Origin of the sequence: Phaeobacter sp. CECT 5382, assembly GCF_001457775.1 — a bacterium.
Classification (GTDB): domain Bacteria; phylum Pseudomonadota; class Alphaproteobacteria; order Rhodobacterales; family Rhodobacteraceae; genus Pseudophaeobacter.
Genome location: NZ_CYSG01000009.1, coordinates 45485 through 61202 on the forward strand (window position 1 = coordinate 45485; position 15718 = coordinate 61202).

13 protein-coding genes and 1 tRNA gene are annotated in these 15718 nt (G+C 56.9%); 8 read left to right on the plus strand and 6 right to left on the minus strand.

Features of this window, described 5'->3' with window-relative positions:
• The first annotated feature begins 39 nt into the window (after positions 1-39).
• From PH5382_RS11280 to PH5382_RS11295, 4 genes are all read left to right on the plus strand, one after another.
• On the plus strand, positions 40-2085 hold the full coding sequence (locus tag PH5382_RS11280; protein WP_058334488.1) for an ASKHA domain-containing protein: 2046 nt from the start codon (positions 40-42) through the stop codon (positions 2083-2085).
• A 68-nt stretch (positions 2086-2153) separates the two neighbouring features.
• On the plus strand, positions 2154-3368 hold the full coding sequence (locus PH5382_RS11285; RefSeq protein ID WP_197410040.1) for a DUF2235 domain-containing protein: 1215 nt from the start codon (positions 2154-2156) through the stop codon (positions 3366-3368).
• 44 nt (positions 3369-3412) lie between these two features.
• Positions 3413-3486: transfer RNA gene (locus tag PH5382_RS11290), tRNA-Gly, on the plus strand.
• A gap of 123 nt (positions 3487-3609) precedes the next feature.
• Positions 3610-4089, plus strand: a complete 480-nt coding sequence (locus tag PH5382_RS11295; RefSeq protein ID WP_058334490.1) for an acyl-CoA thioesterase — start codon at positions 3610-3612, stop codon at positions 4087-4089.
• Between the two features lie 78 nt (positions 4090-4167).
• Here PH5382_RS11295 and pgl read toward each other — a convergent pair whose 3' ends face one another.
• Together pgl and zwf are read right to left on the minus strand one after the other, a co-directional pair.
• Positions 4168-4839 carry a 6-phosphogluconolactonase gene (gene pgl / locus PH5382_RS11300; protein WP_058334491.1) on the minus strand — a complete coding sequence of 224 codons (672 nt, stop codon included), beginning with the start codon at positions 4837-4839 and terminating at the stop codon, positions 4168-4170.
• Complete coding sequence (gene zwf, locus PH5382_RS11305; RefSeq protein WP_058334492.1) at positions 4836-6311, minus strand: glucose-6-phosphate dehydrogenase; 1476 nt, start codon at positions 6309-6311, stop codon at positions 4836-4838. The genes pgl and zwf overlap by 4 nt, the downstream gene beginning before the upstream one ends.
• 202 nt (positions 6312-6513) lie before the next feature.
• On the opposite strand from zwf, the gene PH5382_RS11310 reads away from it, so the two are divergent.
• Positions 6514-7485 carry a radical SAM protein gene (locus PH5382_RS11310; RefSeq protein ID WP_231751856.1) on the plus strand — a complete coding sequence of 324 codons (972 nt, stop codon included), beginning with the start codon at positions 6514-6516 and terminating at the stop codon, positions 7483-7485.
• 77 nt (positions 7486-7562) lie between these two features.
• Here the strand turns inward: PH5382_RS11310 and PH5382_RS11315 are convergent, their stop codons facing one another.
• Complete coding sequence (locus PH5382_RS11315; protein WP_058334493.1) at positions 7563-7832, minus strand: usg protein; 270 nt, start codon at positions 7830-7832, stop codon at positions 7563-7565.
• 187 nt (positions 7833-8019) lie between these two features.
• On the opposite strand from PH5382_RS11315, the gene gyrA reads away from it, so the two are divergent.
• Positions 8020-10767: a DNA gyrase subunit A gene (gene gyrA / locus PH5382_RS11320; protein ID WP_197410041.1), complete on the plus strand. Its 2748-nt coding sequence runs from the start codon at positions 8020-8022 to the stop codon at positions 10765-10767.
• 133 nt (positions 10768-10900) lie between these two features.
• Positions 10901-11251 carry a DUF6614 family protein gene (locus tag PH5382_RS11325; protein WP_058334495.1) on the plus strand — a complete coding sequence of 117 codons (351 nt, stop codon included), beginning with the start codon at positions 10901-10903 and terminating at the stop codon, positions 11249-11251.
• 72 nt (positions 11252-11323) lie between these two features.
• Here the strand turns inward: PH5382_RS11325 and PH5382_RS11330 are convergent, their stop codons facing one another.
• The 3 genes from PH5382_RS11330 to PH5382_RS11340 form a co-directional block, all read right to left on the minus strand.
• The gene (locus tag PH5382_RS11330; protein ID WP_058334496.1) at positions 11324-12793 is read right to left on the minus strand and encodes a carboxypeptidase M32; all 1470 of its coding nucleotides are present in this window, start codon (positions 12791-12793) and stop codon (positions 11324-11326) included.
• A 3-nt stretch (positions 12794-12796) separates the two neighbouring features.
• Positions 12797-13945, minus strand: a complete 1149-nt coding sequence (ctaA, locus tag PH5382_RS11335; protein WP_058334497.1) for a heme A synthase — start codon at positions 13943-13945, stop codon at positions 12797-12799.
• A gap of 110 nt (positions 13946-14055) precedes the next feature.
• Positions 14056-14838 (minus strand): RNA methyltransferase, encoded by a 783-nt coding sequence (locus tag PH5382_RS11340; RefSeq protein WP_058334498.1) that lies wholly within the window; start codon positions 14836-14838, stop codon positions 14056-14058.
• Positions 14839-15026: 188 nt separating this feature from the next.
• Here PH5382_RS11340 and PH5382_RS11345 point away from each other — a divergent pair, with 188 nt between their 5' ends.
• Positions 15027-15659, plus strand: coding sequence for a thiamine phosphate synthase (locus PH5382_RS11345; RefSeq protein WP_058334499.1), 633 nt, complete (start codon positions 15027-15029; stop codon positions 15657-15659).
• Positions 15660-15718 lie beyond the last annotated feature (59 nt).

Genomic DNA, 15718 nt, shown 5'->3' on the forward strand with positions numbered 1-15718 from the left:
TGGTCCGATCAGCCAAATATGAATCCAAGGGGTGCCTTCATGAGCAGCGATCCTCTCGTCATCTTTACGCCATCGGGTAAACGCGGTCATTTTCCCGCAGGCACCCCCGTTCTGACGGCAGCACGCCAGTTGGGAGTTGATCTCGATTCCGTCTGCGGTGGCCGCGGAATCTGCTCCAAATGCCAGATCACGCCCTCTTATGGCGAGTTTTCCAAACATGGCGTGACCGTTGCGGATGATGCGCTGAGCGAATGGAACAAGGTTGAACAGCGCTACAAGGACAAGCGCGGGCTGATTGATGGGCGTCGTCTGGGCTGTCAGGCGCAGATCCAGGGCGATGTAGTGATTGATGTGCCACCCGAAAGCCAGGTTCACCGTCAGGTGGTACGCAAACGGGCTGAGCTGCGCGATATCACCATGAACCCATCCACCCGTCTGTTCTATGTCGAGGTGGAAGAACCCGATATGCATAAACCTTCGGGCGACATGGAACGCCTGATAGAGGCGCTGGAAACCCAATGGGATCTGAAAGGTGTCAAAACCGATCTGCATATCCTGCAATGTCTGCAGCCTGCCCTGCGCAAAGGCCAGTGGAAGGTCACCGTTGCAGTGCATCTGGGCGATGACAGCCATCCGCCCAAGATCATGCATATCTGGCCCGGCTACTACGAGGGCACTGTCTATGGGCTGGCGGTTGACCTTGGCTCAACCACCATTGCCGCCCATCTGTGTGATCTGAAATCCGGCGAGGTCGTCGCCTCTTCTGGTATCATGAACCCGCAGATCCGTTTCGGCGAAGATCTGATGAGCCGGGTCTCCTATTCGATGATGAACGAGGGCGGCGATCAAGAAATGACCCGCGCGGTGCGCGAAGGCATGAATGCGCTGTTCACCCAGATCGCTGCTGAGGCCGAAATCGACAAGGATCTCATCGTCGATGCCGTCTTTGTCTGCAACCCGGTGATGCATCACCTGTTTCTTGGCATTGACCCGTTTGAGCTGGGCCAGGCGCCTTTTGCACTGGCGACCTCCAATGCGCTGGCCCTGCGCGCACAAGAACTTGACCTCAACATCCATCCGGCGGCCCGGGTCTATCTGCTGCCCTGTATTGCTGGCCATGTCGGCGCTGATGCCGCCGCAGTTGCCCTATCCGAGGCGCCAGATAAGTCCGAAGACCTGGTGCTGGTCGTGGACGTTGGCACCAATGCCGAGATCCTGCTGGGCAACAAGACCAAGGTTTTGGCCTGTTCGTCCCCCACCGGTCCCGCCTTTGAGGGCGCGCAGATCTCCAGCGGTCAGCGCGCCGCCCCCGGAGCAATCGAACGTCTTGAAATTGACCCCGAAACAAAAGAGCCGCGCTTTCGCGTCATCGGCTCGGACATCTGGTCTGATGAGGACGGGTTTGATCAAGCGATCGCCACCACCGGAATCACCGGCATCTGTGGATCCGGCATCATCGAGGCCATCGCCGAGATGCGCATGGCTGGGGTCTTGGATGCCTCTGGCCTTATCGGATCGGCGGAACAAACCGGCACGCCGCGCTGCATTCAGGACGGGCGCACCAATGCCTATCTAGTCTGGGACGGCAGCGCCGAAGGTGGCCCCAAGATCACCATCACCAACCCCGATATCCGCGCTATCCAGATGGCCAAGGCGGCGCTCTATTCTGGTGCCCGCCTATTGATGGATAAATTCGGCGTGGAAACCGTTGATCGCGTGGTTCTGGCCGGCGCCTTTGGGGCGCATATCTCGGCCAAACACGCCATGGTACTTGGTATGATTCCCGATTGTGAAATTGACAAGGTCACCAGTGCCGGCAATGCCGCCGGAACTGGCGCCCGTATTGCCTTGCTCAACACCGATGCGCGGCACGAAATTGAGGAAACCGTGCGCCGCATCGAAAAGATCGAAACCGCTGTCGAGCCGCGCTTTCAGGAGCATTTCGTCAATGCCTCCGCCATTCCGAACTCCGCTGAACCCTTCCCGATCCTCGCTTCGGTTGTCACCCTGCCGAATGTGAATTTCAACACCGGCGGTGGCGATGGGACTGCGACAGGCGGACGGCGACGGCGGCGGCGCGGCTGACACGTCAAAGTTGTTCTGAAATCTAAGTCATGCTAGCTTTCCGGGGATTTTTCTCGGAAAGCTTTTTTATGTCACGCAAACTGATTATCTGCCTTGATGGTACGGGCAACGAGGTCGAACAGAACGAAAGCAACATTCTGCGCCTCTATAAATGTCTGCAGCACAACGATAATCAGCTTGTTTACTATGAGCCGGGCGTTGGCACACTTTCGACCCGCCCCTTTGCCGACAGTCTCTTTGCCAAGACCAGGCTGGTGGCTGGCCTTGCCTTTGGCTGGGGACTGCACGCCAATGTGCTGCATGCCTATTCCTTCCTGTGTGAAAACTACCGCGAAGGCGACAGACTCTACTTTTTCGGCTACTCACGAGGGGCCTATACCGCGCGCGTTCTGGCCGGTTTCATCAATGATTTCGGCCTGGTAGCCCCACATGAGCTGCACCTGATCGGGCCGGTTTTCAAAGCCTGGCGTAAACTGCGCCAGGATGGGCCGAACGAACAGTTTGCACCGCTGCGGATTTCTGAACAGTTTTTCCACCTGCGCCGAGTTTCCATCCGGTTTCTGGGGCTGTGGGATACGGTCAGTTCGATGATCCGCATTCGGCTGCAAAAAGACACGTTCATTGAATTCGGTACCCACTCCAGCGTCGATGAGAACCCATCGGTCAAGGCCGTGCGCCATGTGCTTTCAATTGATGAAACCCGCTGCTTTTTCCGCCAACAGATGTGGCAAGAAGGACAAGAGTATCACGGCACCCGGTTTCGCAGCAAAAAACACCCGGAACCTCAGGATGTAAAACAGGTCTGGTTTCCAGGCACCCATACAGATGTCGCCGGCAGTGTGCCGGAGGCTGAGGCGGGTCTTGCCAAACAAACCATGCAATGGATGCGGCAAGAGCTTGACGATCTAGGTGTCGACAGTCTGGAGTTTCGCCCCCTATATTACGACCGCTATGTTCTTGGCAAAAAGGACAAAGTAACTGAACGCATGAACCTGGACGTTTCGAAACCCAGCGCCAAAGCCCCACTGCACAGTCAGATGAAACTGCGCAAGGTCTGGCCCATTCTGGAACTCTTCCCCCGCTTGGTTCGACGCAGCAATTGGCCCGGCCAAAAGGGGTTTCTTGGCTATTACTTACCGCTGGCTCAGTTCCGCCACATCCCCGACGGCGCCGACATTCATTCGTCGGCCTTTGAACGGCGCGCAGATCCCTCTCTGAGCTATAATCCGCGGAATCTTCAGGGGTTTAATCCACCGAAAGAGGATCTCGAAAACCCGGTTTGATCGTATTGACCTAGGCTTCGTCATTAGATAGCAAGACCCCAAGGGCGGGTATGGTGAAAAGGTATCACGGCAGCTTCCCAAGCTTTAGTTACGAGTTCGATTCTCGTTACCCGCTCCACAATCTTCTATTTCCATAGCGAAACGAAATTTGTTCAACCGCTGGTCACCAACCGCCGGTCGCAGCTTAGTTTTCAATTCTTGGGCTCTTGCCTTTCCCTGCTCTGACAGGCAATCCAATGCAATGGAACTCAAATTTCTCACCCCACTGCCGGCAGAAGACCAATTGCACCATGGGCTGGCACGCGCATGCCCTATGGCGCTGGCCGATCGGGTTCGGTTTTCGGAGCTCGACATTCTGCGACACGTTAACAACAAGGCCTACCTCGGCTGGTTTGAAACCGCACGGGTATCTTATTTTGATCAGTTCTGTGCACGTCACTTCGAAGGCCAGCCAGCGCCACGCAGTGTTCTGCGAAATGCGAATGTCCATTACATTCGTGAAATGGTTCTGGATGAGCCCTATATCGCCACCGCCCGGGTGATTTCATTTCGCAATACCTCCTACACCATGGAGCAGCAGATCTGGTCGCAAGATCTACGAGCCACGCTCAACGCTGTGATGGTCCTGCGCAGCCCGGATGGAAGCACTGAGTATCCTTTGCCCGAGACATTGAAACAGCAATTCATTGAGTTTGATGGCGCAAAACCCGACGGCCGGTAGGCAGGCTGCCCACTGATCCGGCTCAATCCAGAACTATAATAACTAGACAGGTTGCCACGCCCCCAACACAGCGTTCTATTATGGCGCCCAATGCACTGTAATCTCAGTAAGAACTGCCTGAATTGGCGCTTGATCCGGTGGCAGCGACAGCGCCTGATCCAGCGCCTTTTTCTTTGCCTCTCCATAGATCACAAGATGCTTTGCCAGGGCGCCGTCGAGAACATGTGCCGAAAGGCTGACGCGCGGTTCTGGCTGGCTTTGTGGCCGCAGCACCGATAGCACCGGCGCATCAGCGGATAGCGCCTGTAGCAGCCCCTCGACGCCTGGAAACAGAGAGGCCGTGTGCATGTCTTCGCCCATGCCGAGCAACAAAACCGAAAGCGGCAGTTCGGGCAGGATCTGGGATTCAATCTCTGCCAGGACCTCTTCGGGATCCCGTGCCGGTACGTGAAAAGGCAAAAATCGCGCCGCCGCCGCACGATCCGTCAGCAGCCGGTCGCGGATCATGCGGGCGTTTGAGCGCTCACTTTCAAACGGCACCCAGCGTTCATCCGTTGCCATCACATGCACCCGGTCCCAGGCTATATCTGCCGCACAGAGGTCATCAAATATGGGTGCTGGCGTGGTCCCACCGGCGACTGCGAATGACGCTGTATCATGATGCAAAAGATGCGTTTCAAGATCACCAGCGATTTCATTTGCCACGTCAAGAGCGAGCATGTCTCTGTCAGGGTATTCTTTGAACTTCATGGGTTTATCCCTCTCCACTCGCGTTGATCCCGGCGCATCAACAGATCTGCATCGCCCGGTCCGGTGCTGCCGCTTTCATAGGGTTTGGGCACGTCACCACGCGCCTGCCACCCTGCGATGATCGGATCGGTCCAGCCCCAGGCGGCCTCGACCTCATCGCCGCGCATGAACAGGGTCTGGTTGCCCCGCACCACATCCATGATCAGCCTCTCATAGGCATCGGCACGATCGCCGCCATTCGATCCCAGGGCTTCGGCAAAGCTCATATCCAGAGGCACATCCATCAGCCGCATGCCACCTGGCCCCGGCTCCTTGATGGTGACGCTCAACGTTATGCCCTCATTAGGTTGCAGACGGATCTTCAGGTGGTTGGCATGGCGCCCTGCCTCTTCGCCAAAGATCGAATGAGGCGCATCCTTGAACAGAACATTGATCACCGAGGACCGCGCTTTCAGACGTTTCCCGGTGCGTAGGTAAAACGGCGTGCCAGCCCATCGCCAATTGCTGATATGAGCCTTGAAAGCGATGTAGCTTTCGGTGCTGGAGCGTTGATTTTTCACGGTTTCCCGGTACGTCAGATCGTCACCGACCTGCCCCGGCGGGCAGGCATATTGCCCCCGCACGATATGATAGGGCTCGACCGGGTCCAAGGCCCGGATGACCTTCAGCTTTTCGTCGCGCACCGCATCGGGGTCGAATTTTGCCGGCGGCTCCATCGCGATCAGGCAGAGCAATTGCATCAGATGGTTCTGCATCATATCGCGCATTGCACCGGAGCGCTCGTAGTAGTCTTCGCGCCCGGCAACGCCGACAGTTTCGGCCACCGTGATCTGAATATGATCGACATACTGGCTGTTCCACAAAGGCTCAAACAGCATATTGCCAAAGCGTACCGCCATCAGGTTTTGAACAGTCTCTTTGCCCAGATAATGATCGATACGGTAGATCTGGCTTTCATCGAAATGGCTGGCCAGCGTCCGGTTCAAATCCCGCGCCGAAGCAAGATCATGGCCAAAGGGTTTTTCGACTACGATACGTGTTGCCTCCGTGGTCAAATCATAGCTGTGCAGGCGTTCTGCCAGCGGACCAAATAGCCCAGGCCCCACGGAAAAGTAGAAAACTCTGACCCTTTCGCCAGATGAACCTGCAAGGTAGTCGCATAGAGCTGCCCATCCGGTTTCGCCAACTGCGTCCAGCGGAACATAGGAAATAATCTGCAAAAACGCGACGAGATCCCGGTCGTCGGGGCGCGGCTCATCTTGGGCCTCACTTAACGCGGTGTTGAGCAAAGCCCGAAACTGGGCGTCAGACAGCTCTGAACGGGCACAGCCGGTGATGCGGGTTCCGTCGGGGATCTGGCCTGCACAGAACCGGCGAAACAACGCCGGCAGAATTTTGCGCTGCGCCAGGTCACCGGTTGCGCCAAAAATCACCAGATCAAACGGCGCGACCGGAATGATACGAGACACCATGTTTAGTTTTTCCCATTTTCTGCAACGGCATCAGCCCGGTAGTGGTCCGGTACCGGTCCAGAACTGCTCTGAAGTTAATCCGGCATTGGTCCGGTTGGTTTTGCCGCATCACTTCCCTGTCATAAAGTACCGCGGCGGCTTTTCATTTCGCCTTATTATAAGCTAGCTTCTGGCGAAAGAAACTGTCCGAGAGTACTTTAGCGTGAAAGATCTGCCAGAGCCCCCCGCCAATCCAGAGCCCACGGCCAATATCGGGAAATTTCAAGACAGCGATGTGACGGCTGATGGATCCACGCGTGCCTCTGTTGCTTTCAGCAAGCCTGAAACATTGTGGTTCAACACCGGAACTCTGTGCAACATCGAATGTGAGAACTGCTACATTCTCAGCTCCCCGACCAATGACGCGCTGGTTTACCTCAGCGAAGCTGAGGTGACACGCTACCTGGATGAGATCTCCGAACGCGGCTGGCCCATTCACGAAATCGGCTTTACTGGCGGCGAGCCTTTCATGAACCCAGAGATGATCCCCATGGCTCATGCTGCGCTGAAGCGCGGGTTCGAGGTACTGATCCTGACAAACGCCATGCGCCCGATGATGCGCAAGAGCATGCGGGCGGGTCTCGTTGATCTAGAGGCAGCCTACCCCGGGAAAATGACTCTTCGGGTGTCTCTCGACCATTTCACCGCCGCGCATCACGATGCGGAACGCGGCGCGGGCAGCTTTGCCAAAAGCATCGAGGGCATGCGCTGGCTGCGGGATACCGGTATCACGATGACGGTGGCGGGACGCAGCCTGTGGCAAGAAACCGAGGCTGACGCACGGGTTGGCTATGCGCGCCTGTATCAGCAACACGGCTTTGACATTGACGCGCAACACCCTGGTCGGACAGTCCTCTTTCCCGAAATGGACGAAGCCGTAGAGGTGCCTGAAATCACCACGGCCTGCTGGGGTATCCTGAACAAATCCCCCAAAGACGTGATGTGTGCTTCATCGCGCATGGTGGTTAAACGAAAGGGCGCGGATCAACCTGCTGTTCTGGCCTGCACCCTGCTGCCCTACGCGCCAGAATTTGAATTGGGGTCGACCCTTCAGGAGGCGGAGGCCCCGGTAAAGCTGAACCACCCTCACTGCGCCAAATTCTGCGTTCTGGGTGGTGCCAGCTGTTCCGCCTAGAACCTCGCGTGCACCTCTTTCCGGACTTTCAGCCTAACTAGGCCTAACGCAGCGTAGCAGCGACGTTCTACGCCCGTTCAATGAAGCATGAGAACACCTTTGACGTTGCGCCACTCGCTGGGGCCGATCATTTTACGATGTTCAAAACGAACCGAGTGCAAGGGCCCGTCAAGTTCGCGTTGCCAGAATTCGATGAAATCGAACAATCGGGCATGGTCTGGCGCCAAATCATACTCCTGCCAGACATAGGTGTTCAGGACATGGGCATGGTCGGGCATGTGATAGGTGAATTCGGCAGTGGTCAGCCCATAGCCTTTGAGCATCATTTCGGTTTCGGTCATCTCCATTTGCGGTCTCCTGTTGCAAGAGCCCCCCAAGCCAAAGCCTAGCAGTAAATAGGTTAACAGCGGCCAAAACCATAATTTCACACCGGAAAACCGGCCAAAAACGGCAGCTCGCTTGCACCCTTGCCACGCTCTCTGATAGGGTATTTCAACACCATACAGACCCATAGAAAAAGAACGGGCAGCAAACGTGACAGATACGCCGGAAACTCCTGAAAACGCAGAAGAAAACATTCCTCAGCGCCCCACTTATGATGGACCGACCATTTCCATCGAAGCGGAGATGAAGACCTCCTATCTGGACTATGCGATGTCGGTCATCGTCAGCCGGGCCATTCCCGACCTGCGCGACGGGTTGAAACCGGTGCATCGCCGCATTCTTTATGCCATGCATGAGACCGGCAACAGCCACGACAAATCCTATCGCAAATCCGCCCGTCCCGTCGGCGATGTCATGGGTAAATATCACCCCCACGGGGACAGCGCGATCTATGATGCGCTGGTGCGGATGGCGCAGGATTTCTCGATGTCGCTGCCGCTTTTGGATGGTCAGGGCAATTTTGGCTCGATGGATGGCGATAATGCCGCCGCCATGCGTTACACTGAGGTCCGCATGGACAAGCCGGCCGCCTTTATGTTGGCCGATATTGAAAAAGAAACGGTCGACTTTCAGGACAACTACGACGGCAAGGACCAAGAGCCGACGGTTCTGCCCGCGCGGTTCCCGAATATGCTGGTCAATGGCGCTGGCGGCATCGCGGTCGGCATGGCGACCAATATTCCGCCCCACAACCTGGGCGAAGTGGTCGATGCAACCCTCGCGCTGATAGACAACCCTGATCTCACAACAGAACAGCTGATCGACTACGTGCCGGGGCCCGATTTCCCGACAGGCGCGATCATGTTAGGCCGTTCTGGCGCGCGCAAAGCCTATCTTGAAGGCCGTGGAAGCGTCATCATCCGCTCCAAAACCCGCGTAGAAGAGATCCGCAAAGATCGCTATGCTATCGTCGTCGATGAGATTCCATATCAGGTCAACAAGGCCGCGATGATCGAAAAGATCGCTGAACAAGTGCGTGAAAAACGCATCGAAGGCGTGGCCCACGTGCAGGATGAATCTGACCGCAACGGCGTACGTGTCGTGGTCGAGCTGAAGCGTGACGCCACCCCCGAAGTCGTCCTGAACCAGCTTTTCCGGTTTACTCCGATGCAGACCTATTTTGGCTGCAACATGCTGGCTCTGAACGGTGGTCGTCCTGAAACGCTGACCCTGCGCCGCTTCCTTACGTCTTTCATCGATTTCCGCGAAGACGTGGTTGCGCGCCGGACGGCCCATCTGTTGCGCAAGGCGCGCGAACGTAGCCACGTTCTGTGTGGCCTGGCCGTTGCCGTCACCAATATCGACGAGATCGTCGCCACCATCCGCCAGTCAGCGGATGCAGCAGAAGCGCGTCTGAAGCTGATGACACGTCGCTGGCCCGCCCAGCCGATTCTGCAGTATATCGCGCTGATTGATGATCCCACCCATACCGCCAACGAAGACGGCACCTATAACCTGTCGGAAACCCAGGCCCGCGCCATTTTGGAACTGCGCCTGCAGCGCCTGACACAGATTGGCGTCAAGGAAGTCACCGACGAGCTGGAAGAACTGGCAGGCAAGATCAAGGAATACCTTGAAATCCTGTCCTCGCGCGAACGCATCATGGGCATCATCGGCGATGAGCTACGCGAGGTGCGCGACAATTTCGCCGTGCCACGTCGCACTCAGATTGTCGACTGGTCCGGCGACATGGATGACGAAGATCTTATCGAACGCGAAGACATGGTGGTGACCATCACCTCGGGCGGCTATATCAAGCGCACCCCTCTGGCCGATTTCCGGGCACAAAAACGGGGCGGCAAGGGCATTTCTGGGATGCAGACAAAAGAGGAAGACGTCGTCACGAACCTCTTTGTTGCCAATACCCATACCCAGCTGCTGTTCTTCACCACCGATGGCATGGTCTACAAGCTCAAGACCTGGCGCCTGCCCCAGTCCAGCCGCACCGGCAAAGGCAAGGCCATCGTCAATATCCTGCCAATTCCCACCGGGGTTTCGATTGCCGCGATCATGCCAGTGGATCGCCCCGACAAGGAATGGGCCGATCTGCAAGTTGTCTTTGCCACCTCCGCCGGCACGGTGCGTCGCAACCGACTTTCAGATTTCACCAATGTGAAATCCAACGGCAAGATCGCAATGAAGTTCGAGGATGAGCACGCCGGAACCAAACTGATCAATGCCCGCATCTGTTCCGAAGAGGACGATGTGATGCTGGTCACCAATACCGGCCGCGCCATCCGCTTCCCAACCACAGAGGTCCGTGTTTTCAACAGCCGTAGCTCTGTTGGGGTTCGCGGGATCAAGCTTGGTGACGATGCAGAGGTCGTCTCGATGTCGGTGATCCGTCACTTTGACGCCGAACCTTGGGAGCGCACTGCCTTTATCAAACGCTTCCGGTCCGAGCTTGGTAGTGATGTGTCCGAAGAGGATGCCACCGACGAGATTGATGGTGCGTCGAGCGAAGAAGGTGCTCTGGGCGAGGATCGGTATTCGGAAATGCTGGCAGCCAATGATCTTCTGGTCACTATCAACAAAGCAGGTGCTGGCAACCTGACCTCTGCGCATGACTACCGCGTCAGCGGTCGTGGTGGACAGGGCGTCGGCGCGATGAAAGGCGCCGAGATCGTCGCGACCTTCCCGGTTGAGCTCGGAGATCAGATCATGTTGGCGACATCCAAAGGTCAGTCGATCCGGGTGCCGGTTGCGGGCATCTCCTTCCGCTCACGTTCGGCTGGTGGGGTCCGGGTTTTCAACACCGGCAAAGGCGAAGAAGTCGTCTCGGTCGCCTGGATCGCTGAAGCCGGCGATGAGGACGAAGAGACAACCAGCGAAGAATAGGCCGTGATCCGGCCAGTTCCGAACAGCTTGTACGCCGCTCCCAACACCTGGGGGCGGCGTTTCTCTTTAACCCAAGGCTAATCAGTTTCTGTCACTCTGGCTGCGACATAAGCTTGTAACCTGGGTAACTCTCATGAATCTGTATCACTGCGCGATCGACCTCCACAATGAAGCCAAGGCATTGATCTTTGCCGGTGCGGTGGATCAATGGATGGGATATCTCAAGGAGCGCGGCGTTGTGCAGGGGCACCGTCTGATGCGCCGCAAGCTCAACCTGGCCAGCGACAATTGCCGGGATTTCCTACTGGAGATTGAATTCAAGAACCTGACACAGCTGGATCAGGCCTTTCGGGTGTTGGGCGAAGATGATGAAGAGGTTGCACGTCTTTACGGCAATGTGAACGCATTGATCGCGCATGCCGAATTTGGCCTATTCCGCCCTTTCCCGGATCCGGAACGCGCCGAACGCATGGCTCTAATCTGATCGCAAAATGACCAGACGTGAAAAAGGCCAGGCATTTGCCCGGCCTTTTCTTGTTTCAGCTATGACGCAAGCTCAAAGATCATAAAGCCGGGTGAATTTATCCTCGAGATACTGCATCAGCGGGGCGTGGCTCGGCTCAAACCCGACCGCATGCGTGATCGTGTCACGCGGGCTGCGCAGCCCGCCATATTGTTGCAGGTTTTCCCGCAACCAACCTGTTGCCGAAGAAGTGTCTCCGGATTCGAGTTCCGCATCCAGGCCAGACAGATCCGCGCGCATCTTCTGGTTCAGACACCCTGCATAGACATTGCCCAGCGAATAGGTCGGGAAGTAACCAAACAGACCCACCGACCAGTGTACGTCCTGCAAACATCCGTTTGAGGGCTTGTCGACGGCGTAGCCAAAATCCGCCTCAAATCGGTCATTCCAGGCTGCTTCCAGATCTTTGACCTCAAGATCTCCGCTCATCAAAGCGCGTTCCAGGTCGAAACGCAGCATGATGTGAAGATTATACTGCAACTCGTCCGCTTCTGTGCGGATATAGCCATTGTGGACCGTATTCACTGCCTTATAGAAACTATCGGCATCGGCGATGCCAAAATCACCAAAGGCATCGCGCATCTCAGCAAACAGCCAGCTGGTAAAGGCGGCCCCGCGACCGATCTGGTTTTCATAGATCCGGCTTTGGCTTTCATGCACGCCCATCGACACACCGCGTCCCAGCGGTGTCAGCAGATAGTCGCGATTGATTCCCTGCTCATAGGCGGCGTGGCCAACCTCGTGAATGGTCGAATAAAAGCAATTGAACGGATCATGCTCGCTGGTGCGGGTAGTGATACGCACATCCAAGCCGCTGCCAGAGCTGAAGGGATGCACCGCTTTATCAACACGGCCATGGCTCATGTCATAGCCGAATGCCTTGGCCAGCTTGCGCGTCAGCTTCATTTGCGCGCCTTCGTCAAAGCTGCCTGACAGCCCTTGCGGCGCAGCCTTGTCCAAAACACGGGCCCGCAAGTCTACCAAACCGGGACGCATGGCATCAAAAATCGCGGCGATTTCGGCGGCAGTGGTGCCATGTTCGTAGTCCTCGACCATGGCGTCATAGAGATCACCACCGGCGGCAAGCGCCTGACCTTCTTCGCGCTTCAGCGCCACCACTTCCTGAAGGACGGGGAGAAAAGCGGCGACATCTTCGTCGGCGCGCGCCACGGCCCATTTTCCCTGCGCTTGCGACGTCACCTTGGCAATCTGTTTTGCCAGATCCGCAGGCACTTTGACGGTGCGATCATAGCTGCGCTTGATCTCGCGCAATTGTGCTTGGCCCGCAGCATCCGGTGCCTCTGCCTCTGCCAGCCATTCAACCAGACGCGGGTCGATACGACGCGCGTGCAACACAGCTTCGATCGCTGCCATTTCCTCGGCACGTTGAGGCGCAGCCTCTCGTGGCATCATGGTTTCCTGGTCCCAACCAAGGCGACCTGCGACCTGCCCCAGCGCCTGTGTGTCGCGCTCAAAGGCCATCAAAGTATCAAATAGGCTCATGGATCAGTGGTCCTTAATCGAAGTTGAAATGGGATAGGCGGCCAGAAAGCGGGCTCGCAAAATCAAAACCCACAGGGCAACAGCAACCAGTTGGTGCAAGATGGCTGCCTGCCACGGGGCAGCATAGAGAACTGTCATCACACCCAGCAGGATCTGCAGCGACAAAACCGCAAAAACAGCATTAAAGGCGGAGCGCGTAGCCGCATGGGCAGAAGCCCGGCCCCGAAGCCAGGTAACAACCCCGAAGGCAAACAAAAGATAGCCACAGACCCGGTGAATGAACTGAACAAGGCCCGGGTTTTCAAAGAAATTTTTCCACAACGGCTCAATCATCAATGGGTTTGGCGGCAAGATCTGACCGCCCATCAGCGGCCAATCCGTATAAGAGCGCCCGGCGTCAATGCCGGCAACAAGCGCACCCAGCAGGATCTGCAAAAACGCAAAATGCAAAAGCCCGGTGGAAAGGCCAAAAATCTTGGCTTCTTTGGCGCGCCGCGCCTGCATAAGATCCCGCTCTGAGCGGCCCAGTTGCAGAACGTACCAAGCGATAAAGCCAAGGATTACAAAAGCCAGACCTAGGTGGGTTGCCAGGCGATAAGAGGCCACGGCCGTCATGCCCTCGCCCTGGGTGACGCCCGACGAGACCATCCACCAGCCAATTCCACCCTGAACCCCACCTAGAATACCGGGTAGCGCCAGTCGCGCGGTCCAGCCAGTCGGGATATTTCGGGTAATGAGAAATCCAAAGAACCCCAGTGCCCAGATCAGGCCCATGACCCGGCCCAGCTGGCGGTGGCCCCATTCCCACCAGTAAATCGATTTGAAATCGGCGAGTTCCATCCACTGGTTCTCGATGCGCCACTGGTCGATCTGTTTGTATTTATCGAATTCCGCCGTCCAATCGGCCTCGGACAGTGGCGGCATGGCCCCCGTCACGGGGCGCCATTCGGTGATCGACAACCCAGAATCGGTAAGCCGCGTCAGCCCGCCAACCACGATCATTGCCACCACCAGCGCAAAAAGAACCATCAGCCAGGCGCGAATGGCACCACGTGCCCCACGTCGGCCGCGATCAATCATACCGGGGTTCACAACCGGGGCTTCAGACTTGCTGCCCTCGACCTCTTCGAAAATGCTGCGCTTGCTGCTCATGCTTGCCTCTGTTTGATCTGGGTTTGATCTGGCGCCAAGCTAGGCGTGACCGTTCGAAACGTCCAGTGTGACCCAAAGGATGGCGCTCAAAGAAATCGCCTTTCTGCGCTTCAATCCTGCGGTCTGTCTGCTGCCTGTTGGGCTGACGCATCAGGACTGTTCTTCCAACGCACCATCTGCCGCATCACACCATGCAGCATCTGCACATCGGCCCGGGTCAATCGCATGCGGCTAAACATATTGCGAAAGACCACTTTCATGCCTGCAGATTTGGCCTGCGGAAAGAAATAGCCCGCCTCTTCGAGCCGGTCTTCATAATGCGTGACCAGCGCTTCGACATCCTTGCCGGTGGCCCAGTCGGTTTTGCCCAGTTCCGTCACCTCATCCGCGACCTCCGAAACCTGACGTTGCCATTCATAGGCGGTCAAAAGCACGCATTGGCCGAGGTTCAGCGAGGCAAATTCCGGGTTCACAGGCACCGAGATTATGGCATTGGCCCGGGCAATATCATCGTTTTCCAACCCGGCACGTTCGGGGCCAAAGAGGACCGCAACCTTCTCACCCTGAAGGATTTTCTGGCGTGCGAGCTTCATTGCCGCCTCGGGGCTATAGACCGGTTTGATTAGCTCTCGAGGGCGGGCGGTGGTGGCAAACACAAAGGAACAGTCTTGCAGGGCGTCCGGCAGGTCCGGCGACAGTTGCGCCTCATCCAGCAAGCGGCCCGCACCAGAGGCCATGGCCACAGATTTGGGGTTCGGCCAGCCATCACGAGGCGCAACGATGCGCATCCGATCCAGACCAAAATTCCACATGGCGCGTGCCGCGGCACCGATGTTTTCGCCCATCTGCGGGCGGACCAGGACAAAAGCAGGCTGTTGCGTGTCGCTCGGCATCTCTCTCTCCGCAAAAATACCGCCCTGCTGTAATCGCCGCATCGACAATGAGCAAGACCGGCAAGAGGATTGTCGCCATATAAGGCCGGATTTCAGGTCGAATTCACCAGGGTGGTGCTGTGCAAAACCTTGCGTTCGGCCACAAAACCGCTAAATACCGTTCTTCAAAGAGAACAGGAGTGACCTGCATGGACAGCGCCGCTGAAGCCCCCGAAGCCCCCCAGATCTACCTGATCTCCCCGCCGAGTTTTGAGCTTGGCCGGTTCCCTGACATTTTGGCTCAGGTGCTCGACAGCACTGAAATTTCCTGCCTGCGCCTGAATATGGCCAGTCGCGATGAAGACACGCTGAGCCGGGCGGGTGACGCCCTGCGCGAGGTCTGCCACGCCCGCGAGGTCGCCATTGTGATTTCTGATCATCAGATCCTTGCAGAACGGCTGGGTCTGGATGGGGTGCATCTGAATGATGCGTCAAAATCCGTGCGTACCGCTCGCAAGGCGCTGGGGCCTGACGCGATTGTCGGAAGCTTTTGCGGTGCATCCCGACATGATGGGATCAGCGCGGCTGAAGCTGGTGCCGACTATGTCAGCTTTGGCCCCGTCGGCACCTCCGGTCTGGGGGATGGAGCCGTCGCCGAAACTCAACTCTTTGAGTGGTGGTCTCAGATGATCGAGGTGCCTGTGGTAGCCGAAGGCGGTTTGACCGAAGACCTGATCCGAACCGTCGCCCCTTTAACCGATTTCTTTGGTCTTGGCGAAGAAATCTGGAGCACCGAAGACCCGGCCGCGGCCCTCAAACGGTTCATGGCGGCAATGCGCTGAGCTAGAACGAGAGTTCACCCTCCACTAGATCAAGGCACCGGAGTATTTTCGGTGCCTTT

What these genes read in the sequence shown, in the direction of transcription:
- PH5382_RS11280 (WP_058334488.1), top strand. Translation starts at nt 40, where the DNA reads ATGAGCAGCGATCCTCTCGTCATCTTTACGCCATCGGGTAAACGCGGT.
- PH5382_RS11285 (WP_197410040.1), top strand. Translation starts at nt 2,154, where the DNA reads ATGTCACGCAAACTGATTATCTGCCTTGATGGTACGGGCAACGAGGTC.
- PH5382_RS11295 (WP_058334490.1), top strand. Translation starts at nt 3,610, where the DNA reads ATGGAACTCAAATTTCTCACCCCACTGCCGGCAGAAGACCAATTGCAC.
- pgl (WP_058334491.1), bottom strand. Translation starts at nt 4,839, where the DNA reads ATGAAGTTCAAAGAATACCCTGACAGAGACATGCTCGCTCTTGACGTG.
- zwf (WP_058334492.1), bottom strand. Translation starts at nt 6,311, where the DNA reads ATGGTGTCTCGTATCATTCCGGTCGCGCCGTTTGATCTGGTGATTTTT.
- PH5382_RS11315 (WP_058334493.1), bottom strand. Translation starts at nt 7,832, where the DNA reads ATGGAGATGACCGAAACCGAAATGATGCTCAAAGGCTATGGGCTGACC.
- PH5382_RS11325 (WP_058334495.1), top strand. Translation starts at nt 10,901, where the DNA reads ATGAATCTGTATCACTGCGCGATCGACCTCCACAATGAAGCCAAGGCA.
- PH5382_RS11330 (WP_058334496.1), bottom strand. Translation starts at nt 12,793, where the DNA reads ATGAGCCTATTTGATACTTTGATGGCCTTTGAGCGCGACACACAGGCG.
- ctaA (WP_058334497.1), bottom strand. Translation starts at nt 13,945, where the DNA reads ATGAGCAGCAAGCGCAGCATTTTCGAAGAGGTCGAGGGCAGCAAGTCT.
- PH5382_RS11340 (WP_058334498.1), bottom strand. Translation starts at nt 14,838, where the DNA reads ATGCCGAGCGACACGCAACAGCCTGCTTTTGTCCTGGTCCGCCCGCAG.
- PH5382_RS11345 (WP_058334499.1), top strand. Translation starts at nt 15,027, where the DNA reads ATGGACAGCGCCGCTGAAGCCCCCGAAGCCCCCCAGATCTACCTGATC.